The sequence below is a fragment of the Streptomyces sp. NBC_01551 genome (genome assembly GCF_026339935.1).
GTDB lineage: Bacteria > Actinomycetota > Actinomycetes > Streptomycetales > Streptomycetaceae > Streptomyces.
On record NZ_JAPEPX010000001.1, the window covers coordinates 4,987,501 to 5,011,196 of the forward strand.

Here is a 23,696-nt window from a genome sequence, read left to right on the forward strand (position 1 = left end):
CCGCGGGAGCGGAGTGAAATAGTACCTGAAACCGTGTGCCTACAAGCCGTGGGAGCGTCGCCGTTGTTCTTCGGAACAACGGTCGTGACTGCGTGCCTTTTGAAGAATGAGCCTGCGAGTTAGCGGTGTGTAGCGAGGTTAACCCGTGTGGGGAAGCCGTAGCGAAAGCGAGTCCGAATAGGGCGTTTGAGTTGCACGCTCTAGACCCGAAGCGGAGTGATCTAGCCATGGGCAGGTTGAAGCGGAGGTAAGACTTCGTGGAGGACCGAACCCACCAGGGTTGAAAACCTGGGGGATGACCTGTGGTTAGGGGTGAAAGGCCAATCAAACTCCGTGATAGCTGGTTCTCCCCGAAATGCATTTAGGTGCAGCGTCGTGTGTTTCTTGCCGGAGGTAGAGCACTGGATAGGCGATGGGCCCTACCGGGTTACTGACCTTAGCCAAACTCCGAATGCCGGTAAGTGAGAGCACGGCAGTGAGACTGTGGGGGATAAGCTCCATGGTCGAGAGGGAAACAGCCCAGAGCATCGACTAAGGCCCCTAAGCGTACGCTAAGTGGGAAAGGATGTGGAGTCGCAGAGACAACCAGGAGGTTGGCTTAGAAGCAGCCACCCTTGAAAGAGTGCGTAATAGCTCACTGGTCAAGTGATTCCGCGCCGACAATGTAGCGGGGCTCAAGCGTACCGCCGAAGTCGTGTCATTGCAGCAATAGGGCCAACGCCCGCTGTGATGGGTAGGGGAGCGTCGTGTGCCGGGTGAAGCAGCAGCGGAAGCTAGTTGTGGACGGTTCACGAGTGAGAATGCAGGCATGAGTAGCGATACACACGTGAGAAACGTGTGCGCCGATTGACTAAGGGTTCCTGGGTCAAGCTGATCTGCCCAGGGTAAGTCGGGACCTAAGGCGAGGCCGACAGGCGTAGTCGATGGACAACCGGTTGATATTCCGGTACCCGCTTTGAAACGCCCAATATCGAATCAGGCGATGCTAAGTCCGTGAAGCCGTTCCGGACCCTTCGGGGAAAGGAAAGTGGTGGAGCCGACGAACCAGACTTGTAGTAGGTAAGCGATGGGGTGACGCAGGAAGGTAGTCCAGCCCGGGCGGTGGTAGTCCCGGGGTAAGGGTGTAGGCCGAGGGGTAGGCAAATCCGTCCCTCATTAAGGCTGAGACCTGATGCCGAGCCGATTGTGGTGAAGTGGATGATCCTATGCTGTCGAGAAAAGCCTCTAGCGAGTTTCATGGCGGCCCGTACCCTAAACCGACTCAGGTGGTCAGGTAGAGAATACCGAGGCGTTCGGGTGAACTATGGTTAAGGAACTCGGCAAAATGCCCCCGTAACTTCGGGAGAAGGGGGCCATCACTGGTGATCGGACTTGCTCCGTGAGCTGGGGGTGGCCGCAGAGACCAGCGAGAAGCGACTGTTTACTAAAAACACAGGTCCGTGCGAAGCCGTAAGGCGATGTATACGGACTGACGCCTGCCCGGTGCTGGAACGTTAAGGGGACCGGTTAGTGCGCTTTCGGGCGTGCGAAGCTGAGAACTTAAGCGCCAGTAAACGGCGGTGGTAACTATAACCATCCTAAGGTAGCGAAATTCCTTGTCGGGTAAGTTCCGACCTGCACGAATGGCGTAACGACTTCTCGACTGTCTCAACCATAGGCCCGGTGAAATTGCACTACGAGTAAAGATGCTCGTTTCGCGCAGCAGGACGGAAAGACCCCGGGACCTTTACTACAGTTTGATATTGGTGTTCGGTTCGGCTTGTGTAGGATAGGTGGGAGACTTTGAAGCGGCCACGCCAGTGGTTGTGGAGTCGTCGTTGAAATACCACTCTGGTCGTGCTGGATGTCTAACCTCGGTCCGTGATCCGGATCAGGGACAGTGTCTGATGGGTAGTTTAACTGGGGCGGTTGCCTCCCAAAGGGTAACGGAGGCGCCCAAAGGTTCCCTCAGCCTGGTTGGCAATCAGGTGTTGAGTGTAAGTGCACAAGGGAGCTTGACTGTGAGACCGACGGGTCGAGCAGGGACGAAAGTCGGGACTAGTGATCCGGCGGTGGCTTGTGGAAGCGCCGTCGCTCAACGGATAAAAGGTACCCCGGGGATAACAGGCTGATCTTCCCCAAGAGTCCATATCGACGGGATGGTTTGGCACCTCGATGTCGGCTCGTCGCATCCTGGGGCTGGAGTCGGTCCCAAGGGTTGGGCTGTTCGCCCATTAAAGCGGTACGCGAGCTGGGTTTAGAACGTCGTGAGACAGTTCGGTCCCTATCCGCTGTGCGCGTAGGAATATTGAGAAGGGCTGTCCCTAGTACGAGAGGACCGGGACGGACGAACCTCTGGTGTGCCAGTTGTCCTGCCAAGGGCATGGCTGGTTGGCTACGTTCGGGAGGGATAACCGCTGAAAGCATCTAAGCGGGAAGCCTGCTTCAAGATGAGTATTCCCACCTCCTTGAGAGGGTAAGGCTCCCAGTAGACGACTGGGTTGATAGGCCAGATGTGGAAGCCCGGTAACGGGTGGAGCTGACTGGTACTAATAGGCCGAGGGCTTGTCCTCAGTTGCTCGCGTCCACTGTGTTAGTTCTGAAGTAACGACCGTGTTGTCATCCGGTTGATATCTTCATAGTGTTTCGGTGGTCATAGCGTTAGGGAAACGCCCGGTTACATTCCGAACCCGGAAGCTAAGCCTTTCAGCGCCGATGGTACTGCAGGGGGGACCCTGTGGGAGAGTAGGACGCCGCCGAACAACCCGCCCTTTTAGCTCAGTCGGTAGAGCGTCTCCATGGTAAGGAGAAGGTCAACGGTTCGATTCCGTTAAAGGGCTCACAATGAAAAGGCCCCCGCCTCTTGGCGGGGGCCTTTTTTTGTTTTCAGCGCAGATGCCGGCCCGCGGCGTCCAGGAAGGTTTCCACGGCCGCCTCGAATTGGGCTTCGACGGTGATGAGGGCCTGGCGGTCCGCCGCGCGCTCGATCTCGCCGAGTTTGGTGGATATCGCTTCGGTGAGGGGCCGTAGGGCCGGGTCGTTCGCGACGAGGCGGAGGCGGAAGACGGCAGTCTCGGCGGCCGCGCCGAGGCGGTCGCTGTCCAGCTGGGCGGCCTGGAGGGTCTCCTCGTCGCGTGGGAGCCGGCGTCGGCGGAACCAGAGGGTGATCAGGGCCCGTTTGAGGTCGCTGACCGCGCCGGCGTAGCCGCTGTAGGCCGCCAGGCGCTCCTGGCGCAGCCGTTCCTCCCGGTTGGCCGCGTCTGCTCGTGCCGCGGTGCGTCGCTGGAACACGTAGGTGCTCCAGGAGCCGATGAGTGTGCCGATCACGGCGACCACGCTCGTCAGAACAGTGTTCATGCGGTGAGTCGACCACAGCCCGCGGGACGGAAGAAGGCCCCCGACCGTCCGGGGGCCTTCCTTGGGCGCTAGAAGTAGCCGGTCTCGCCGTCGAGGAGTTCGCGGATCGTGTCGAGGTGGCCGGCGTGCCGGGCGGTCTCTTCGATCATGTGGAGGAGCATCCAGCGCAGGGAGGCCGCTCCGGACTTGAAGTCGCGGTTGAGGCCGGTCTGGTCGAGGGCGTGGGCCGCGGTGATCTCGTTGGAGGCCGCGCACTGGGCGTCGTACTCCTCCAGGAGCCGGGCGAGCGGGACGCCTTCGACCTTGAAGTCGAGGTCCTCCTCGTCACCGAACTGAGGGTTCTCCGGGGCCTGCTGGTTCAGGAAGAGGACCTGGAACCAGCAGTGTTCCGTCCAGCGCATGTGGGAGATGAGCCCGGCGACGGTCATCAGAGGGGAGTCGGGCAGGACGACCCGGTGGGCGTCCTCTTCGGAGATCCCCTCACATTTCCACCGGACGATCGAGCGCTGGAGGTCGAGCCAGCCAACGAGCTGAGTGCGTTCGTCTGCCGTGAAGTCCGGCCGGGTGCGAGGTAGGGGCATGGGCGCCGAGGCTAGTGCGGGTCGGGGGCACGCGCATCGGGTTTTCCGCGGCGCCCCGTGGCGTCAGTCGCCCTCGCGTTGCTGGGGGACGCGGAAGGCGAGGATGGCCATGTCGTCCGAGGCGGGTTCCGCCGCGAAGCGTTCCACGGCGCGCAGGACGCGGGAGGCCACGGCGCCGGCGGTGAGGCCGGTGCAGGTGGTGAGGACCTCCGTGAGGCCGTCGTCGCCGAGCATGCGGGTGCCCTCGCGGCGTTCCGTGACGCCGTCGGTGACGCAGAGGAGGACGTCGCCCGGGTCCAGGGTGAGGGTCTGCTCGTAGAGGTCGAGGTCGTCGATCACGCCGAGCAGGGGCTGGGGCTCCGCCGCCGGGACGACCTCGCCGTTCGGGCGCAGGCGGAGGGGGAGCGGGTGGCCCGCGCAGACGACCTTCATCAGGGCGCTGCCGTCCGGCTGGGGGTGGAGCTCGCCGTACAGGAGGGTGAGGAAGCGGCTGCGGGCGCCCTCGTCGAGGATCGCCGCGTTGAGGCGCTCCAGGACCGCCGGGCCGCCCAGGCCCTCGCGGGCCAGGAGGCGCAGGGCGTGGCGGGCCAGGCCCGTGACGGCGGCCGCCTCGGGGCCCGTACCGCAGACGTCGCCGATGGCGAAGCCGTACGCGCCGTCGCGGATCGGGAAGACGTCGTAGAAGTCGCCGCCGACCTCGTTGCCCTCGCCGGCCGCGCGGTAGATGACCTCGACCTCCATGCCGGGGATGGCGGGGGAGCCGGGCGGCAGCAGGCTGCGCTGGAGAGAGCGGCTGATGGCGGTGCGCTCGGAGTAGAGACGGGCGTTGTCCAGGGCGAGCGCGGCCCGGCGGGAGAGGTCCTCGGCGAGTTCGAGGATCTCCTGGCGGAAGTGCTCCTCGGACGGCTTGCCGAGGGTGAGCAGGCCGATGACGCGGTTGCGGGCGAGGAGCGGCAGGACCACGGTCTCGCCGCCGACGGCGAGCGCCGTCTCGGGCCAGGGGCGGGCGCCGGCCTCGCGGACCGGCTCGGGCGGGCTGACCCGGGAGAGCAGGGCCTTGAGGCCGTCGATGCGCTCCTCGTCCTCGTGCAGGACGTAGGAGAGGAACGGGTCGGAGGACTGGTCGGCGATGGTGTAGACGGCGCACCAGGTGGCGAGGGTCGGGACGGTCATCTGGGCCATGAGGGCCAGGGTCTGGTCCCGGTCGAGGGTGCCGGCGAGCAGGTCGGACGCCTCGACGAGGAAGGACAGGGAGCCGCGGCGCAGCCGTTCCAGCTCGCCGAGGCGGGCGGACTCGACGGCGAGGGCGATGCGGTCGGCGGCGAACTGGAGGCGCAGGGCCTCGGCGTTGGAGTAGCGCCCGGGGTTCTCGGTGGCGACGCCGAGCGAACCGGTGAGGCGGCCCTCGACCTTGAGGGGGACGGTGATCACCGAGCGCATGCCGGTGGCCTCCAGCAGCGGTACGGCTCCGGGGACGGCGGCGAGGTCGTCGTGGACGGCGGGCATGCGGGCGGAGCCGTAGCGGTTGGTGCCGGCCTCGACGGGGACGCGGGCGAAGCGCTGGCGGGTGGAGGGCAGGCCGGTGGTGGCGCGTACCTCCAGCTCCGTTTCGTCGTCGGTGGCCAGGAGGAGGAAGGCGGCGTCCGCGTCGAGCATGTCGCGGGCCCGTTCCACGGTGCGCTGGAGCAGGCCGTCGAGGTCGTCGGGGGCGGGGGAGCCGATGAACACCTCGAAGGGGTCCGCGGGGCGGGGCTCGGTGAGCCCGGCGTCGGACGTGGCGACGCGTACGGGGGTCTGGAGCAGGGCACGTTCGTCGTCGTGGACCAGGAGGCAGACGATGGACGGTTCGCCGTGTGCGTCGCGGACCCGCAGGTGCGAGGCGTAGACGGGGATGACGCGGCCGTCGGCGCCGCGGATGCCGTAGCTGCCCTCCCAGCGGGACAGGCGCAGGGCCTCGGCGATGCCGGTGCCGGTGCCGGGGGTCTGGGGCCAGGCGGCGAGTTCGGCGAGGGGGCGGCCGAGGACCTTGTCGGCGGAGTACCCGAAGACGTGCTCGGCGTCCTCGTTCCAGGCGGAGATGCAGTCGGCGGCGTCGATCTGGAGGACGGCGACGCGGACGCGGCTGTCGGCGAGGGGGAGGAGCTGGTCGGGGACGACGGGGCCGGCGGACCGGGTACCGACCGGTCGGTCGGGCAGGTCGAGGCGGAACCAGACGTGTTTGTGCGTGGCCGTGTACTCGACGCCCCAGCGGGTGGCGAGCGCGGCGCACAGCATCAGGCCGCGGCCGCTCTCCCGGTCGGGGTCGGCGTAGGGGCGCTCGTCGGGGTGGCGCAGGGGGAGCTCGCGTTCGGGGTACCGGTCGGCGACCTCGACGCGCACGCCGTCCTCGGCCCGCAGGCACAGCACCTCGGCGCGGGTTCCGGCGTGGACCACGGCGTTGGTGACCAGCTCGCTCGTGAGGACCACCGCGTCGTCGACGATGTCGGCGAAGCCCCAGCCCTGGAGGGTGTCGCGGACGAACGCGCGGGCGGCGGCGACCGACCGCCCGAGAGGGTCGAAACTGGCAGCCGCCCGAGCCGTGATCACAAATCTCCTTCGACGCGGTTGGACATCGGATGCCAGGTTACTTACCTTCGCGGTCGGCGTGGTGCGGTCGTCCGGGATTCCACCCGCGGGGTAAGGCGGGTGTGCGATGGTGCCGAAGTGTTATGGCCGGGTTCGGCCAGGGTGAAACACTGGGCAGGCTTGGAGAGCCGGGCTGTGGAGTGTCGGGCCTTGGAGTGGTGTCCGGCCTTCGTGGCCGGAAGTCCGGTGGAACAGCGGTCGACCCTTTCGGGAGGGACACGGTGGAGTCTGGCGCAGCGGTGCGGCGTACGGGAACGCGCCCGAAGGGCGGGCGTTCCCGGCGGAACGGGACGACGGAAGTCGATACCGCCGCCCTGAACCGGCTGCTCGCGGCCCTGGTGTCGATGCGGGACGGGAATTTCCGCAAGCGGCTGACGGTGTCCGGCGACGGTGTGATGGCGGAGATCGCCGCCGTCTACAACGAGGTCGCCGACCGCAATCTCCACCTCACGGGGGAGCTGTCCCGGGTCCGGCGGATGGTGGGCCGCGAGGGCAAGCTGAGCGAGCGGCTGGAGACGGGGGCCTGCGAGGGCTCCTGGGCGGCCGCGATCGACGCCTCGAACCAGCTGGTGGACGATCTGGCCCGGCCGGTGTCCGAGGTGGGCCGCGTCCTGTCGGCGGTGGCCGAGGGCGACCTGGACCAGCGCATGGACCTGCGGACGCAGACGGCCGACGGTGCCGGGCACCCGCTGCGCGGTGAGTTCCTCAAGGTCGGCCGTACGGTCAACAACCTGGTCGACCAGCTGTCCGCGTTCACCGACGAGGTGACGCGGGTGGCGCTGGAGGTCGGTACCGAGGGCAAGCTCGGCGGCCAGGCCCAGGTGCGCGGAATGTCCGGTTCCTGGAAGGACCTGACCGACTCCGTCAACACCATGGCGTACCGGCTCACCGCTCAGGTGCGTGACATCGCTCTCGTCACCACGGCGGTGGCCAAGGGCGATCTGTCGCGCAAGGTCACGGTGCACGTGGCCGGCGAGATGCTCCAGCTGAAGAACACCGTCAACACGATGGTGGACCAGCTGTCGTCGTTCTCCTCGGAGGTGACGAGGGTCGCCCGCGAGGTGGGTACGGAGGGCGAGCTCGGTGGTCAGGCCAAGGTGCCCGGGGTCGCGGGCGTGTGGAAGGACCTGACCGACTCCGTCAATACGATGGCGGGCAACCTGACCGCCCAGGTGCGCGGGATCGCACAGGTCACGACGGCCGTCGCCAACGGTGACCTGTCGCAGAAGGTACGGGTCAGCGCGCGCGGCGAGGTGGCGCAGCTGGCCGAAACGATCAACCAGATGACCGAGACGCTGCGGACCTTCGCGGACGAGGTCACGCGCGTGGCCAGCGAGGTCGGTGCGAAGGGCCTGCTGGGCGGGCAGGCGCAGGTGCCGGGCGCGGCGGGTACGTGGAAGGACCTCACCGACTCGGTGAACACGGTCTTCCGCAACCTGACCACCCAGGTGCGGGACATCGCGCAGGTCACCACCGCCGTCGCCAACGGCGATCTGTCGCAGAAGGTCACCGTCGACGTGGCCGGCGAGATGCTGGAGCTGAAGAACACCGTCAACACGATGGTGGACCAGCTCCAGTCGTTCGGCGCCGAGGTGACGCGGGTGGCCCGCGAGGTCGGCGTCGAAGGCGAGCTGGGCGGGCAGGCGCAGGTGCCGGGCGCGGCGGGTACGTGGAAGGACCTCACCGACTCGGTGAACACCGCCTTCCGCAACCTGACCGGGCAGGTGCGCAACATCGCCCAGGTGACGACGGCGGTGGCCAACGGCGACCTGTCGCAGAAGGTCACCGTGGACGTCTCCGGCGAGATGCTCCAGCTGAAGAACACCGTGAACACGATGGTGGACCAGCTGTCCTCGTTCGCCGACCAGGTCACGCGGATGGCGCGGGACGTGGGTACGGAGGGCCGTCTCGGCGGCCAGGCACGGGTGGAGGGGGTCTCCGGCACGTGGAAGGAGCTCACCGACTCCGTCAACTTCATGGCCGGCAACCTGACCTCCCAGGTGCGCCAGATCGCCCAGGTGACCACGGCGGTGGCGCGCGGTGACCTGTCCCAGAAGATCGACGTGGACGCGCGCGGCGAGATCCTGGAGCTGAAGAACACCATCAACACGATGGTCGACCAGCTCTCGGCGTTCGCCGAGCAGGTGACGCGGGTGGCCCGGGACGTGGGTACGGAGGGCCGTCTCGGCGGCCAGGCGCAGGTGCCCGGCGTGGCCGGGGTGTGGCGCGACCTGACCGACTCGGTGAACGGCATGGCCGGGAACCTGACCTCGCAGGTGCGCAACATCGCGCAGGTCGCGACGGCGGTGGCGCGCGGTGACCTGTCCCAGAAGATCGACGTGGACGCGCGCGGCGAGATCCTGGAGCTGAAGAACACCCTCAACACCATGGTCGACCAGCTCTCGAACTTCGCGGAGCAGGTGACCCGCGTCGCCCGCGAGGTGGGTACCGAGGGCATCCTGGGCGGCCAGGCGGAGGTGAAGGGCGTCTCCGGCACCTGGAAGGACCTCACCCAGTCCGTCAACTTCATGGCGAACAACCTGACCTCGCAGGTGCGCAACATCGCCGAGGTGACGACGGCGGTCGCGATGGGCGACCTTTCCAAGAAGATCACCGTCGACGCCAAGGGCGAGATCCTCGAACTCGTCACGACCGTCAACACGATGGTCGACCAGCTGTCGTCGTTCGCGGAGCAGGTGACCCGGGTGGCCCGCGAGGTGGGCTCCGAGGGCATCCTCGGCGGGCAGGCCCGGGTGCGCGGGGTGACCGGCATCTGGAAGGACCTGACCGACAACGTCAACCTGATGGCCAACAACCTGACCTCGCAGGTGCGCAACATCTCGCAGGTCTCGGCGGCGGTCGCCAACGGTGACCTGACGAAGAAGGTCACCGTAGAGGCGCGCGGCGAGGTCGCCCAGCTCGCCGACACCGTGAACACGATGGTGAAGACCCTGTCCTCGTTCGCCGACGAGGTGACGCGCGTGGCCCGCGAGGTGGGTACGGAGGGCCGGCTCGGCGGCCAGGCGCACGTGCCGGGGGTCTCCGGGACGTGGAAGGACCTCACCGACTCGGTGAACTTCATGGCCTCCAACCTCACCGGCCAGGTGCGGCAGATCGCCATGGTCACGACCGCCATCGCCAAGGGCGACATGACCAAGAAGATCGACATCGACGCGCGCGGCGAGATCCTGGAGCTCAAGACGACCATCAACACGATGGTCGACCAGCTGTCCTCGTTCGCCGACCAGGTGACCCGCGTGGCCCGCGAGGTGGGCACGGAGGGCATCCTCGGCGGCCAGGCCCGGGTGCGCGACGTGGACGGCACCTGGCGGGACCTCACGGAGTCCGTGAACGAGATGGCCGGGAACCTGACCCGGCAGGTGCGCGCCATCGCGGCCGTGGCCACGGCCGTGACCCGGGGCGACCTGAGCCTCAAGGTCGACGTGGACGCGGCGGGCGAGATCCAGGTGCTCCAGGACAACATCAACACGATGATCGTCAACCTGCGCGACACCACCCTGGCCAACAAGGAGCAGGACTGGCTCAAGGGCAACCTGGCCCGGATCTCCGCCCTGATGCAGGGGCGCCGGGAACTGGACGACGTGGCCTCGCTGATCATGAGCGAGCTCACCCCGGTGGTCTCGGCGCAGCACGGGGCGTTCTACCTCGCCCTGCCGGCCGGCGGCAGCACCGAGATCGGGACGGACGGCGGCGCGGACGGCCCGTACGAGCTGCGGATGCGCGGCAGTTACGCGTACGCCGGGAGCCAGATGCCCACGTCCTTCCGGCCGGGGGAGGGGCTGATCGGGACGGTCGCCGAGGAGAAGCGGACGATCCTCGTCGAGAACACCCCGCCCGGCTACCTGAAGATCTCCTCGGGCCTGGGCGAGGCCCCGCCGGCGCACGTGATCGTGCTGCCGGTGCTGTTCGAGGGCACGGTGCTCGGGGTCATCGAGCTGGCGTCCTTCACGCCGTTCACGCAGATCCAGAAGGACTTCCTCAGCCAGATCGCCGAGATGATCGGTACGAGCGTCAACACCATCTCCGTCAACTCCAAGACGGAGATGCTGCTCAAGCAGTCGCAGGAGATGACCGAGCAGCTGCGCGAGCGCTCCGACGAGCTGGAGAACCGGCAGAAGGCGCTCCAGGCCGCCAACGCGGAACTGGAGGAGAAGGCCGAGCTGCTGGCCCAGCAGAACCGGGACATCGAGGTGAAGAACACCGAGATCGAGGAGGCCCGGCAGGTCCTGGAGGAGCGCGCCGAGCAGCTCGCGGTCTCCATGCGCTACAAGTCCGAGTTCCTGGCGAACATGTCGCACGAGCTGCGCACGCCGCTGAACTCGCTGCTGATCCTGGCCAAGTTGCTGGCCGACAACGCGGACGAGAACCTGTCGCCGAAGCAGGTGGAGTTCGCCGAGACCATCCACGGGGCGGGCTCGGACCTGCTCCAGCTGATCAACGACATCCTCGACCTGTCGAAGGTCGAGGCCGGGAAGATGGACGTCTCGCCGACCCGGATCGCCCTGGTCCAGCTCGTGGACTACGTGGAGGCGACCTTCCGGCCGCTGACCGCGGAGAAGGGGCTGGACTTCTCGGTACGGGTCTCCCCGGAGCTCCCTGCGACCCTGCACACCGACGAGCAGCGCCTGCTCCAGGTGTTGCGCAACCTGCTGTCGAACGCGGTGAAGTTCACCGACACCGGGGCGGTGGAGCTGGTGATCCGGCCCGCCGGTACGGACGTGCCGCCGGCGATCCGGGAGCAGCTGCTGGAGGCCGGTTCGCTGCGCGAGGCGGACGGGGACCTGATCGCCTTCTCGGTGACGGACACCGGGATCGGGATCGCGGCGAGCAAGATGCTGGTGATCTTCGAGGCGTTCAAGCAGGCCGACGGGACCACCAGCCGCAAGTACGGCGGCACCGGGCTCGGACTGTCGATCAGCCGGGAGATCGCCCGGCTGTTGGGCGGGGAGATCCACGCGGCCAGTGAGCCGGGCCGCGGGTCCACCTTCACGCTGTACCTGCCGCTGCACCCGAGCGAGCTGCCCCCGCAGGGGTACGCGCCGCCGGCGCCCGGCGGCGGCCGCGGCGAGCTGTACCGCAGGCCCGCCGATGAGGCGCGGCCCGCGCTGCCGGCGGCGCCGGCGCCCGTGTCCGTACCGCCCGCGCAGGCCCAGCCGGCCCGGTCCGGGCCGTCGGCCCCGGAGCCGGCCGGGCAGGGGCAGGGCGGCGCGGCCGCGCTGTTCCGGCGGCGGCGCAAGTCGCTGAGCGATCTGGAGCCGCGTACGGCGGTGCCGGGGCAGCCGACGACGCACGGGGCCGAGGGCGGCTGGGGCGGGGCGGACGAGGAACTTCCGGCGTCGCGGCGGACGTACGACTTCCACGGCGAGAAGGTCCTCATCGTGGACGACGACGTGCGCAACGTCTTCGCGCTGACCAGCGTGCTGGAGCAGCACGGACTGGCGGTGCTGTACGCGGAGAACGGCCGGGAGGGCATCGAAGTCCTGGAGCAGCACGACGATGTGACGGTCGTGCTGATGGACATCATGATGCCGGAGATGGACGGATACGCGACGACCTCGGCGATCCGGCGGATGCCGCAGTTCGCGGGGCTGCCGATCATCGCGCTGACGGCGAAGGCGATGAAGGGCGACCGGGAGAAGGCCATCGATTCCGGCGCTTCCGACTATGTCACCAAACCGGTCGAACCCGACTACCTGCTGTCGGTGATGGAGCAGTGGATGCGCGGGAAGTGATCGCCGCCGGGCGGTAATGACGTCAATCGCTGACACAGTGTGGCGAAGGCGGTGTGGGAGGGCGGTATCCGGGGAACCTTCTGCTCTCCCACACCGTTTCTGCTTCGTGCACAGTGACATCTTGGTGACAGGGTGTGGCGATCTCGGGACTGGGGCTACGATGACCGGCACAAGGACGGACGGCGCAAGGATGCCGTCCTCTGGGGCGGGGCCCGGCGCACAGGCCGGAGCCTGGAGCCGGGGAGGCCCCATGCCGGGGCGAGGAGGACAGGGCATGGTGCAGAAGGCCAAGATCCTCCTGGTCGACGACCGGCCGGAGAATCTGCTGGCGCTGGAGGCCATCCTCTCCGCGCTCGATCAGACACTGGTCCGGGCGTCGTCGGGGGAGGAAGCGCTCAAGGCGCTGCTGACGGACGATTTCGCGGTCATCCTGCTGGATGTGCAGATGCCGGGAATGGACGGATTCGAGACCGCCGCGCACATCAAGCGGCGGGAGCGGACCCGGGACATCCCGATCATCTTCCTCACCGCGATCAACCACGGTCCCCACCACACCTTCCGCGGCTACGCGGCCGGAGCGGTGGACTACATCTCCAAGCCCTTCGACCCGTGGGTGCTGCGGGCCAAGGTCTCGGTGTTCGTCGAGCTCTACACGAAGAACTGCCAACTGCGGGAGCAGGCCGCGCTGCTGCGGCTCCAGCTGGAGGGCGGCGGCTCCAGCGGCACCGAGGGCTCCAAGGAGACGGCCGGGCTGCTGGCCGAGCTCTCCGCGCGGCTCGCGGCGGTCGAGGAGCAGGCCGAGGCACTGACCAAGCAGCTCGGCGAGGAGTCGGCCGACGCGGCGGTGGTGGCGACGGCGGCCCATCTGGAGCGCAAGCTGACCGGACTGCGGCGGGCGCTGGACGCGCTGGAGCCCGGGACCGGCGCCGGCGGCGCGCCCGTACTGCCCGCACAGGGCTGAGCCTCCCGCGCGAGTGCCCGGCCGCTGCCCGCGAGGGCGCCCGGTCTGGCGGTCCGTCAAAGAGGCCACCGGTGCGGCGACACGAACGGGTGAAGGGGTGGGCACGCGTGTCCACCGGCGTGGACACCGGTAATCTCGGGCGCATGGCCTCAAGTACGTCCGGCAAGGGTTCCCAGAGCACCGCGGGTACCGCGAAGGGCCGCACCGGCCGTACGACGGCGCCGGCGAAGAAGGCGGCTCCCGCGCGCAAGGCTCCCGCGAAGAAGACCGCGGCCGCCAAGCGCGCCCCGGCCAAGAAGGTCGCGGCCCAGCCCGCGCCGTCGCCGACCGGGGGAGTCGTACGGCTGGTACGGGCGTGCTGGCTCGGGCTCGCGCACGCGGTCGGAGCGGTGCTGCGCGGCATCGGGAAGGGGGCGAAGAACCTGGACCCCGCCCACCGCAAGGACGGCGTCGCGCTGCTGCTGCTCGCGCTCGCCCTGATCGTCGCCGCCGGAACCTGGTCGAACCTGCGCGGTCCCGTGGGCGATCTGGTCACGATGCTGGTCACCGGCGCCTTCGGACGACTGGATCTGCTCGTGCCGATCCTGCTCGGCGTCATGGCGGCACGTTTCATCCGCCACCCCGAGCAGACCGACGCCAACGGGCGCATCGGCATCGGCCTGTCCGCGTTCGTCATCGGCGTCCTCGGGCTCGTCCACATCGCCTGCGGGGCGCCCGGCCGGGACGAGGGCACGACCGCGATGCAGAACGCGGGCGGGCTCATCGGCTGGGGCGCCTCGAAGCCGCTGATCTTCACCATGGGTGCGCCGCTGGCCGTGCCGATGCTGGTGCTGCTGACGATCTTCGGCCTGCTCGTCGTCACCGCCACCCCGGTCAACGCGATCCCGCAGCGGCTGCGGGCGCTGGGGATCCGGCTGGGGATCATCGCGCCGAACGAGTACGACGAGCAGGAGGCGGCGGGCGAGAGTCGGGGCCGGCGCGACCGGCACGACCCCGAGCAGTGGCGGGCCCGGTCCGGGGACCAGGACGACCCCGCCGACAACGCCGACGCCGCCGAGGAGGAGGCGCTGGCCCGGCGCCGGCGCCCGCGCCGGAGCGCCGGCGGGCCCGCGATGGGCCGGGAGATGGACGCCGTGGACGTCGCCGCCGCGGCCGCCGCCGCACTGGACGGGGCCGTGTACGGAGGAATGCCGCCCTCGGCGCTGGTCGCCGACCTCACCCAGGGGATCTCCGTCGAGCGCGAGGGCGCGGAGTTCACCGCTCCGGTGCCGCCGGCGCGCGAGGCCAAGCCCGGGCCGGCGTCTGCGGCCCCGGCCCCGGGGCCGGCCCGGGCCCCGGCCCCGGCCCCGCAGGCTTCCCCGGCCGCCGAGGGCGCGGCGGCGCCCCACGACAGCACCGCCGCGGCCTCCGGGACGCTGGCCGTGCCGGACCTGACCAAGGCCCCGCCGCAGACCCAGGCCCTGCCGCCGCGCGCCGAGCAGTTGCAGCTGCGCGGGGACATCACGTACGCCCTGCCCTCGCTGGACCTGCTGGAGCGCGGCGGACCCGGCAAGACCCGCAGCGCCGCCAACGACGCGGTCGTGGCCTCGCTGACCAACGTGTTCACCGAGTTCAAGGTCGACGCGCAGGTCACCGGCTTCACCCGGGGCCCGACGGTCACCCGCTACGAGGTCACCCTCGGCGCGGCGGTCAAGGTCGAGCGGATCACGGCACTGGCGAAGAACATCGCCTACGCCGTGGCCTCCCCGGACGTCCGGATCATCAGCCCGATCCCGGGCAAGTCGGCGGTCGGCATCGAGATCCCGAACACCGACCGCGAGATGGTCAACCTGGGGGACGTGCTCAGGCTGGCGGACGCCGCCGAGGACGACCACCCGATGCTGGTCGCGCTCGGCAAGGACGTCGAGGGCGGCTACGTCATGGCCAACCTCGCGAAGATGCCGCACGTGCTGGTCGCCGGCGCCACCGGCTCCGGCAAGTCCTCCTGCATCAACTGCCTGATCACCTCGGTCATGGTGCGGGCCACCCCGGAGGACGTCCGGATGGTGCTCGTGGACCCCAAGCGCGTCGAGCTGACCGCGTACGAGGGCATCCCGCACCTGATCACGCCGATCATCACCAACCCCAAGCGGGCCGCCGAGGCGCTCCAGTGGGTCGTGCGCGAGATGGACCTGCGCTACGACGACCTGGCCGCCTTCGGCTACCGGCACATCGACGACTTCAACCGGGCGATCCGGGACGGCAAGATCAAACTGCCGCCGGGCAGCGAGCGGGAGCTGAGCCCGTACCCGTACCTGCTGGTGATCGTCGACGAGCTCGCGGACCTGATGATGGTGGCGCCGCGCGACGTGGAGGACTCGATCGTCCGCATCACCCAGCTGGCCCGCGCGGCCGGCATCCACCTGGTGCTCGCCACCCAGCGGCCGTCGGTGGACGTCGTCACCGGCCTGATCAAGGCGAACGTCCCCTCGCGGCTCGCGTTCGCCACCTCCTCGCTCGCCGACAGCCGGGTCATCCTCGACCAGCCCGGCGCCGAGAAGCTCATCGGAAAGGGTGACGGACTGTTCCTGCCGATGGGCGCGAACAAGCCGGTCCGCCTGCAGGGCGCGTTCGTCACCGAGGACGAGATCGCCGGGATCGTCCAGCACTGCAAGGACCAGATGGCGCCCGTCTTCCGGGACGACGTCACCGTCGGGCAGAAGCAGACCAAGGAGATCGACGAGGAGATCGGCGACGACCTGGACCTGCTGTGCCAGGCGGCGGAGCTGGTGGTCACCACCCAGTTCGGCTCCACCTCGATGCTCCAGCGCAAGCTGCGCGTGGGCTTCGCCAAGGCCGGCCGGCTCATGGACCTGATGGAATCGCGCTCCATCGTCGGCCCGAGCGAGGGTTCGAAGGCGCGCGACGTCCTGGTGAAGCCCGACGAGCTGGACGCGGTGCTGGCGGTCATCCGGGGAGAGACCCAACCGTAATTCGTGGGCGGGCAACCGTTTCCCTTGGGTCCGCGTCAAGTTGAGGGAGGTGGCGGCACCGTGCCCGGTGCCGGGCCGCCGCAGCGCCCGGACTTCCCGCACTGTTCGGATTGCCATTCGAATGGCGTAGGAAGTCCACCCTCCGGTTGCTCCACCCTTTCGTCACCCCCCTAGACTGGACATCCAGCAGGTGGCTACACGCTCGAAAGGCGCCCTCGTGTCCATCGGCAACGCCAACTCCCCCGAAGAAGAGCAGCCTTCGACCGACGACCGGTCCGAGGACCGGCTCGTCGAACGCTCCGTCGAAGGCCCGTCCATCGGGGCGGCCCTCAAGAAGGCCCGCATCGCCGCCGGGCTCACCGTCGACGAGGTCAGCTCCACCACCCGCGTGCGCATCCCGATCGTGCACGCGATCGAAGAGGACGACTTCACGCGGTGCGGCGGCGACGTCTACGCCCGCGGTCACATCCGAACGCTCGCCCGCGCCGTCAACCTCGATCCGACCCCCCTGATCGACAGCTACGACGCGGCCCACGGCGGCCGGCCGGCCCCCACGCCCGCCGCGCCGAGGTTCGAAGCCGAGCGCATCCGCCCCGAACGGCAGCGGCCCAACTGGACCGCGGCCATGGTCGCCGCCATCGTCGCCGTGATCGGCTTCGTCGGCTTCACCGCCTTCAACGACGGCGACACCGCCAAGCGGCCGGTGGCGGACGGATCCGCCTCCCCCAAGCCCGCCCCCAAGCAGCCCGCCGGGAAGCCCGCCGCCCAGCCCCAGACCCCGCAGGCGCCCAAGCCGGAGCCCTCGGACAGCGCCATCGCCGCCGCGCCCAAGGACCTCGTCACGGTCGTCCTGACGGCCAACGACGGCGACAGCTGGATCTCCGCGAAGGACCACAGCGGCCGACTGCTGTTCGACGGGACCCTCCAGGTGGGTGAGTCGAAGACCTTCACCGACAAGGAATCCATCGACCTCGTCCTCGGTGACGCGGGCGCCGTCAACCTGTTCGTGAACGGCAAGGAGATCAAGGACGATTTCCAGCCGGGCCAGGTGGAACGCCTCACATACACCAAGGACGATCCGCGTCAGGGCCAGGCCCAGGCGGGCTGACCCCGCCCCGGCCACCTGCTGAACAGGCAATTCCGGATCCCCGGGGCACAGCGCCGCGCCCCGGGGATCCTGCTGTACCCGGACGTGCGGCGGGGGCCCGCGCCGGGACGAAGTAGTCTTGAGTCCATGCCCGAACGCCGTACCGTCGCCCTTGTCACTCTTGGCTGCGCCCGTAACGAGGTGGACTCGGAGGAGCTCGCAGGCCGCTTGGCGGCGGATGGCTGGGAGCTCGTCGAGGACGCCGCCGACGCGGACGTAGCCGTCGTCAACACCTGTGGCTTCGTCGAAGCCGCCAAAAAGGACTCCGTAGACGCCCTCCTGGAAGCCAACGATCTCAAGGATCACGGCAAGACCCAGGCCGTCGTCGCCGTCGGCTGCATGGCCGAGCGCTACGGCAAGGAGCTCGCCGAGGCGCTTCCCGAAGCCGACGGCGTGCTCGGCTTCGACGACTACGCCGACATCTCCGACCGCCTCCAGACCATCCTGAACGGCGGCATCCACGCCTCCCACACCCCGCGCGACCGGCGCAAGCTGCTGCCGATCAGCCCGGCGGCCCGCCAGGACGCCGAGGTGGCCCTGCCCGGCCACGCGCAGGGTGTGTCCGCCGAGTCGACCGCGGCGGCGGCCGAGGCCGCCCCCGCGGACCTGCCCGAGGGCGTCGCGCCCGCTTCCGGGCCGCGCGCGCCGCTGCGCCGCCGCCTGGACAAGAGCCCGGTGGCCTCGGTCAAGCTGGCCTCCGGCTGCGACCGGCGCTGCTCCTTCTGCGCCATCCCGTCCTTCCGCGGCTCCTTCATCTCGCGCCGCCCCAGCGACGTGCTGGGCGAGACGCGCTGGCTCGCCGAGCAGGGCGTCAAGGAGATCATGCTGGTCTCCGAGAACAACACCTCGTACGGCAAGGACCTGGGCGACATCCGCCTGCTGGAGACCCTGCTGCCGGAGCTGGCCGAGGTGGAGGGCATCGAGCGCGTCCGCGTCAGCTACCTCCAGCCCGCAGAGATGCGGCCCGGCCTGATCGACGTACTCACCTCGACCCCCAAGGTCGTGCCGTACTTCGACCTGTCCTTCCAGCACTCGGCCCCCGACGTGCTGCGCTCCATGCGCCGCTTCGGTGACACCGACCGCTTCCTGGAGCTGCTGGACACCATCCGCTCCAAGGCCCCGCAGGCCGGTGTCCGGTCCAACTTCATCGTCGGCTTCCCCGGCGAGACGGAGTCGGACTTCAAGGAGCTGGAGCGCTTCCTCACCCACGCGCGGCTCGACGCGATCGGCGTCTTCGGCTACTCGGACGAGGACGGCACCGAGGCCGTCACGTACGAGAACAAGCTGGACGAGGACACCATCGCCGAGCGCCTCGCGCACATGCAGCGCCTCGCCGAGGAGCTCACCTCGCAGCGCGCGGAGGAGCGGATCGGGGAGACCCTGGAGGTGCTCGTCGAGTCCGTGGAGTCGGTGGACGAGGACGGCGAGGGCGCCTACGGGCGCGCCGCCCACCAGGCCCCCGAGACCGACGGTCAGGTCGTCTTCACCGACGGCACGGGCCTGGTTCCGGGGCGTATCGTCACGGCGAAGGTGGTCGGCACCCTCGGTGTGGACCTGGTGGCCGAGCCCCTGGGCATGGATCTTGAGGAGGCGGCCGGATGACCGGAGTCCCGGCATCTGCGGCGGGCGGGACCGGCCGCCGGCCCGTGCCCGGCGCGAAGCTCGGGGCCGCGGCCGTCAATCAGGCCAGCCTGTGGAACATCGCCAACATCCTGACGATGGTCCGGCTCGTGCTCGTGCCGGGATTCGTCCTGCTGCTGCTCGCCAACGGGGGCTATGACCCCGTCTGGCGGGCGTGGGCGTGGGCGGCTTTCGCCGTCGCCATGATCACGGACATCTTCGACGGGCACCTCGCCCGCACGTACAACCTGGTCACGGACTTCGGGAAGATCGCCGACCCCATCGCCGACAAGGCGATCATGGGGTCGGCTTTGGTCGTTCTCTCCTGGCTCGGCGATCTGCCCTGGTGGGTCACCGGGGTGATCCTCGGACGGGAACTCGGGATCACTCTGCTGCGTTTCTGGGTCATCCGGTACGGGGTGATTCCGGCCAGCCGGGGCGGCAAGATGAAGACCCTGGCCCAGGGCACGGCGGTGGGCATGTACGTCCTCGCCCTGACCGGGGCGCTGGCGACCATGCGCTTCTGGGTGATGGCGGTCGCCGTCGTGCTGACCGTGGTCACCGGGTTGGACTACATCCGGCAGGCCGTCGTGCTGCGCCGCAAGGGCATTGAAGCGGAGCGGGCGGCGGCGTGACGCGCGGGGCGGGGGATTCGCCGGACAGCGAAACCGCTGGTGTCGCGGTGACTGGTGCCGCTGGGGTGGCCGGGGACGTACTGCGGATGCTCGCGGAGAGTGACCAGACGGTCGCGGTCGCGGAGTCGCTGACCGGCGGTCTGGTGGCCGCCCAACTCACGGAGGTGCCCGGGGCCTCCCGCTCCTTCCGCGGCTCGGTCACGGCGTACGCGACCGAGCTGAAGCACCGGGTCCTCGGGGTGGACGCGGAGCTGCTGGCGGCACACGGTGCGGTGAACGCGCAGGTCGCCGAGGAGATGGCGGCCGGGGTGCGGCGCGTACTGGGGGCCTCGTGGGGGATCGCCACCACCGGAGTGGCCGGTCCGGACCCGCAGGACGGGCAGCCGGTGGGCACGGTTTTCATCGCCGTCGCCGGTCCGGCGGGCAGGAAATCGTCCCGTCTGCGGTTGAACGGCTCCCGTGGGGAAATCCGTAGGGAGAGTGCACGGACAGTGCTCGAACTCCTCTCGAGCGAACTCCGCGAGAATCTGCGGGGGCAGGATACGGAACAGAACGGGGGGATTTGATGTTTGCAGCCCTGAGTGAACACGACATCGCTCCCCGCACGGCCGCGGCGCGAGGCGGTACGGTGGGGCGTGAAGGTTACGGCTACACGGTCAGAGGAGGGAGCCACCGATGATTCTGCTCCGTCGCCTGCTGGGTGACGTGCTGCGTCGGCAGCGCCAGCGCCAGGGCCGTACTCTGCGCGAAGTCTCCTCGTCCGCCCGAGTTTCGCTCGGCTATCTCTCCGAGGTGGAGCGGGGGCAGAAGGAGGCATCCTCCGAGCTGCTCTCCGCGATCTGCGACGCGTTGGACGTACGGATGTCCGAGCTGATGCGAGAAGTCAGCGACGAGCTGTCGCTGGCCGAGCTGGCACAGTCGGCCGCGGCGAGCGAACCGGTGCCGGCACCGGTACGCCCGATGCTCAATTCGGTCTCCGTGACCTCGGTCACGGGTGGCCCGCCGGAACGGGTGACCATCAAGGCGCCCGTGGAAGCGGTGAATGTCGTAGCCGCGTGAGCGTGTGAGTGCGCCCCAGGTGTGGCCGGAGCCCCGGTCGGTGCGATGCACCGGCCGGGGCTCCCGGCTGTTTGGGGTGCGGGCGCGCAAGGGGTGCGGGAGGATGGGGCCGTCCGGGTCCCCGGTCCTGGGAGGCGGCCGTGCGGCGGTTCCTGCGCATACGTCCGGTGTCGGCTCTCGCGCTGGCGGTGGGCGCGCTGTGGTGGTGGGCCGTGCTGCGGCTGGCGTTCGCGCCGGCGGACGCCGGGCCCGTGGAGGGCGCGGTGGCCGTGGGCGGCTGGGGGCTGGGCCTGCTGCCGGTGCACTGCGCGCCCGGTCCCGTACGGCGCAGGGCGCGGCGGGCGGACACCGCCGACGCGGAAGCCGCGGCGGCGGCGACTACCAGGGCATCGACACTCCACCGTTCGGGCGAAGAATCTGTCCGGTCATGAAGGACGAGGCGTCCGAGGCCAGGTAGAGCACGGCCTGCGCGATGTCCTCGGGCTCGCCGACGCGGCGCAGCGGGGACATCCGGACCATCGCGGCCTCGGTCTGCTCCTGGACCTCGGGGGAGTGGCGGCCGGTCATCGGCGTGCGGATCCAGCCCGGCGCGACGGCGTTGACGCGGATGCCGTGCGGGCCGGTCTCGGTGGCCAGGGTCTTCGTCAGCTGGACCACGGCGGCCTTGGCGGCGCTGTAGCAGAGCAGGCCCGGCTGGGCGGCGTCCACGGCGCCGGAGGCCATCGTGACGATCGACCCCGGACGGCCGGCGGAGATCATGGCGCGGGCCGCCTCCTGGCAGGTGCGCAGGACCCCCTTGAAGTTGATGTCCAGCACCCGGTCGAGGTCCTCGTCGGTGGTCTCCAGGACGGTGCTGGTGTGCATGACGCCGGCGATGGCGGCGGTGATGTCGAGGGGGCCGGCGGCCGCGACGGCGGCGCGGATCGCGGTGCGGTCGGTGACGTCGAGGGGGTGGACGGCGGCGGCGCCGCCCGCTTTGGCGATGAGGGCCGCCGTCTCGGTGAGGCCCCGTTCGTCGCGGTCCGCGCAGTGCACGGTCGCGCCCGCCTCGGCGAGGAGCAGGGCGGTGGCGCGGCCGATGCCGCTGGCGGCGCCGGTGACCAGGGCGGTGCGGCCGGTGAGGTCGTACGCGGGTATGGGCATGCGGGGACGGTACGACCGGATCTGACGGAGCGTCAACTGGTGGGCGGGAACTGTCGCGAGGCCGGGGTTACGGCGTGGGACCTCTCTGGCAGCGGGGGCACCAGTACGAGGGGCGGTCGTCCTGCTGGGCCTCGCGGACCGGGGTGCCGCAGCGCAGGCAGGGCCGGTGGGCGCGGCCGTAGACGAACAGGTCCTGGCCGGGGCGGCGGCTGCCGGTGGTGTTGCGACGGCGGTCCTTGTTGGCGGCGAGCAGCCGCTGGGCGGCCGCGGCCAGCCGGGGGATGTCGGCCTCTGGGAGCGCGCCGACGGGGCTCCAGGGGGTGACCTGTGCCAGGAAGCAGAGCTCGGACTTGTAGATGTTGCCGATCCCGGCCAGGTTGCGCTGGTCCAGGAGGGCCTCGCCGAGGGGGCGCTGTGGGGCGGCCAGCAGATTGGCGGCGGCCTTGGCGGGGTCCCAGTCCGGGCCGAGCAGGTCGGGACCGAGGTGGCCGACCACGCGCTCCTCGTCGCAGGTGCGCAGCAGTTCGAGGACCGGGAGGCGGTAGCCGACGGCGGTGTCGGTGGCGGTGCCCAGGATGGCGCGGATCTCGTGGGCGGGGCCGCCGCGCCACTTCTCCCCGGCGGCGAAGATCCGCCAGGCGCCGTCCATCCGGAGGTGGCTGTGCAGGGTGAGGCCGCCTTCGAGGCGGGTGAGGAGGTGTTTGCCCCGGGGGGTGACGTCGAGGGTGGTGCGGCCGGTGAGGTCGACGGTGGCGAGCCGGGGGACGCGCAGGTCGCTGCGCACCAGTTCCCGGCCCGCGAACGTGGCGTGCAGGCGGGCGGCCAGGCGCCAGATGCTGTCACCTTCGGGCATGACCCCATTGTGACGGGCGGGGCGGTGGCGGGGCGGGTGGTGGCGATGCGAGCGGTGGCGGGGCGAGTGGTGGCGGGGCAGGTGGTGACGGGGGTCGTGGCGGGGCGGGTGGCCGCGGGGCGGGACACGGGGCGAGCCCCTGCGGCGGGGTGCCGTCGCAGGGGCTCGGTGATCGGGAGTCGCGGAGGCCGGTCGGCCCGCCGACTACTTCCAGTACAGGGGCTTGCTGTCGTTCAGGTTGTTGTACGGGTCGCCCCAGTACTCGGCGCCGACGACCTTCGTCTCCGCCGACGGGGCCAGGGCTATCGCGCAGTTGGTCTGCGTCTTGCCGCCCGTGAAGCCCTTCGGGAGCGAGTCGTCCTTGCACTTCTCGAACTTGCCGATGACCGACACGCCCTGCGCCTCGCTGCCGTCCGGGAGCAGGCCCTTGATGTGGCCGACCGAGGCGTACGCCAGGTCCGTCGTGCCGACGTTCTTGACGGTGTAGCGGATGTAGTAGGGGACCATCCCCTTCACCTTGTCGCCGAGCTTGAGCGGCTCCAGGTCGGCGGCCTGGCCCTGCTCCACCGCGGTGACGGTGAGGGCGATGGTTCCGTTGGTGGTGGTGCCGTACTTGAACGGGACCGTGGCGCTCTCGCCGATCTTGAAGGTCTGGCCCGGCTTCGCCGCGCCGGCCGGCGCCCCGCCGGGAGCCTCGCCGCCGCCACCCGTGCCGGTGCTCGGGCTGGCCGGGGCGCTGGGCTGCTCCGACGGGGCGGTCTGGGACGGCTGCGTGGCCGGGGAGCCGCTCTGTACCGGGCCCGCCTCCTCGTTGCCGTTCTTGCAGCCCGTCAGGGACAGGGTTCCGGCGACCGCCAGGCCGATGGCGCCGAGCGTGGTTCGCTTCATACGGTTGGTGCTCACTCTCTTCCCCCCATGATGTGCATCGTCATGAATGTGCATCGTCAATTCGATGCCTTCGTGGATCTTGATAGTCCACAACCGGGGGGCGCTGCCAGGCCGGAGGGGGCC

At 69.6% G+C, this 23,696-nt stretch carries 15 protein-coding genes, 1 tRNA gene and 2 rRNA genes (1 of these 18 running past the window's edge); 12 read left to right on the plus strand and 6 right to left on the minus strand.

What is annotated here, in order from left to right:
- From OG982_RS22710 to OG982_RS22720, 3 genes are all read left to right on the plus strand, one after another.
- Positions 1–2,552 (plus strand): 23S ribosomal RNA (locus OG982_RS22710) (it extends 570 nt beyond the left edge of the window).
- 72 nt (positions 2,553–2,624) lie between these two features.
- Positions 2,625–2,741 (plus strand): 5S ribosomal RNA (rrf, locus tag OG982_RS22715).
- Between the two features lie 5 nt (positions 2,742–2,746).
- Positions 2,747–2,819 (plus strand) — tRNA-Thr (locus OG982_RS22720).
- A 46-nt stretch (positions 2,820–2,865) separates the two neighbouring features.
- On the opposite strand, the gene OG982_RS22725 is transcribed toward OG982_RS22720, so the two are convergent.
- The 3 genes from OG982_RS22725 to OG982_RS22735 form a co-directional block, all read right to left on the minus strand.
- Positions 2,866–3,336 (minus strand): hypothetical protein, encoded by a 471-nt coding sequence (locus OG982_RS22725; RefSeq protein WP_266783927.1) that lies wholly within the window; start codon positions 3,334–3,336, stop codon positions 2,866–2,868.
- 68 nt (positions 3,337–3,404) lie between these two features.
- Positions 3,405–3,917, minus strand: coding sequence for a DinB family protein (locus OG982_RS22730; protein ID WP_266783925.1), 513 nt, complete (start codon positions 3,915–3,917; stop codon positions 3,405–3,407).
- A gap of 63 nt (positions 3,918–3,980) precedes the next feature.
- Positions 3,981–6,503, minus strand: coding sequence for a SpoIIE family protein phosphatase (locus tag OG982_RS22735; RefSeq protein WP_266783923.1), 2,523 nt, complete (start codon positions 6,501–6,503; stop codon positions 3,981–3,983).
- Between the two features lie 260 nt (positions 6,504–6,763).
- On the opposite strand from OG982_RS22735, the gene OG982_RS22740 reads away from it, so the two are divergent.
- From OG982_RS22740 to OG982_RS22780, 9 genes are all read left to right on the plus strand, one after another.
- Positions 6,764–12,295 (plus strand): HAMP domain-containing protein, encoded by a 5,532-nt coding sequence (locus tag OG982_RS22740; RefSeq protein WP_266783921.1) that lies wholly within the window; start codon positions 6,764–6,766, stop codon positions 12,293–12,295.
- A 274-nt stretch (positions 12,296–12,569) separates the two neighbouring features.
- Entirely contained in the window at positions 12,570–13,256 is a 687-nt protein-coding gene (locus OG982_RS22745) for a two-component system response regulator (RefSeq protein WP_266783919.1), read from the plus strand.
- 143 nt (positions 13,257–13,399) lie between these two features.
- Entirely contained in the window at positions 13,400–16,228 is a 2,829-nt protein-coding gene (locus OG982_RS22750) for a DNA translocase FtsK (protein WP_266949184.1), read from the plus strand.
- Positions 16,229–16,445: 217 nt separating this feature from the next.
- Entirely contained in the window at positions 16,446–17,336 is an 891-nt protein-coding gene (locus tag OG982_RS22755; RefSeq protein ID WP_266783915.1) for a helix-turn-helix domain-containing protein, read from the plus strand.
- 126 nt (positions 17,337–17,462) lie between these two features.
- Positions 17,463–18,977: a 30S ribosomal protein S12 methylthiotransferase RimO gene (gene rimO / locus OG982_RS22760; protein WP_266783913.1), complete on the plus strand. Its 1,515-nt coding sequence runs from the start codon at positions 17,463–17,465 to the stop codon at positions 18,975–18,977.
- Positions 18,974–19,630, plus strand: a complete 657-nt coding sequence (gene pgsA, locus OG982_RS22765) for a CDP-diacylglycerol--glycerol-3-phosphate 3-phosphatidyltransferase (RefSeq protein WP_266783911.1) — start codon at positions 18,974–18,976, stop codon at positions 19,628–19,630. The genes rimO and pgsA overlap by 4 nt, the downstream gene beginning before the upstream one ends.
- Positions 19,631–19,716: 86 nt before the next feature.
- The gene (locus OG982_RS22770) at positions 19,717–20,196 is read left to right on the plus strand and encodes a CinA family protein (RefSeq protein WP_266791781.1); all 480 of its coding nucleotides are present in this window, start codon (positions 19,717–19,719) and stop codon (positions 20,194–20,196) included.
- Between the two features lie 109 nt (positions 20,197–20,305).
- Positions 20,306–20,689 (plus strand): helix-turn-helix domain-containing protein, encoded by a 384-nt coding sequence (locus OG982_RS22775; protein WP_037791103.1) that lies wholly within the window; start codon positions 20,306–20,308, stop codon positions 20,687–20,689.
- Between the two features lie 140 nt (positions 20,690–20,829).
- Positions 20,830–21,120, plus strand: a complete 291-nt coding sequence (locus OG982_RS22780; RefSeq protein ID WP_266783907.1) for a hypothetical protein — start codon at positions 20,830–20,832, stop codon at positions 21,118–21,120.
- Here OG982_RS22780 and OG982_RS22785 read toward each other — a convergent pair.
- The 3 genes from OG982_RS22785 to OG982_RS22795 all read right to left on the minus strand — a co-directional run bounded on the left by OG982_RS22785 (position 21,068) and on the right by OG982_RS22795 (position 23,573).
- Entirely contained in the window at positions 21,068–21,832 is a 765-nt protein-coding gene (locus tag OG982_RS22785; protein ID WP_266783905.1) for an SDR family NAD(P)-dependent oxidoreductase, read from the minus strand. The genes OG982_RS22780 and OG982_RS22785 overlap by 53 nt on opposite strands.
- A gap of 67 nt (positions 21,833–21,899) precedes the next feature.
- Positions 21,900–22,685: a DNA-formamidopyrimidine glycosylase family protein gene (locus OG982_RS22790; RefSeq protein WP_266783903.1), complete on the minus strand. Its 786-nt coding sequence runs from the start codon at positions 22,683–22,685 to the stop codon at positions 21,900–21,902.
- Positions 22,686–22,889: 204 nt separating this feature from the next.
- A complete protein-coding gene (locus OG982_RS22795) occupies positions 22,890–23,573 on the minus strand; it encodes a hypothetical protein (RefSeq protein ID WP_266783901.1) in 684 nt (227 codons plus the stop codon).
- Between the last annotated feature and the right edge of the window lie 123 nt (positions 23,574–23,696).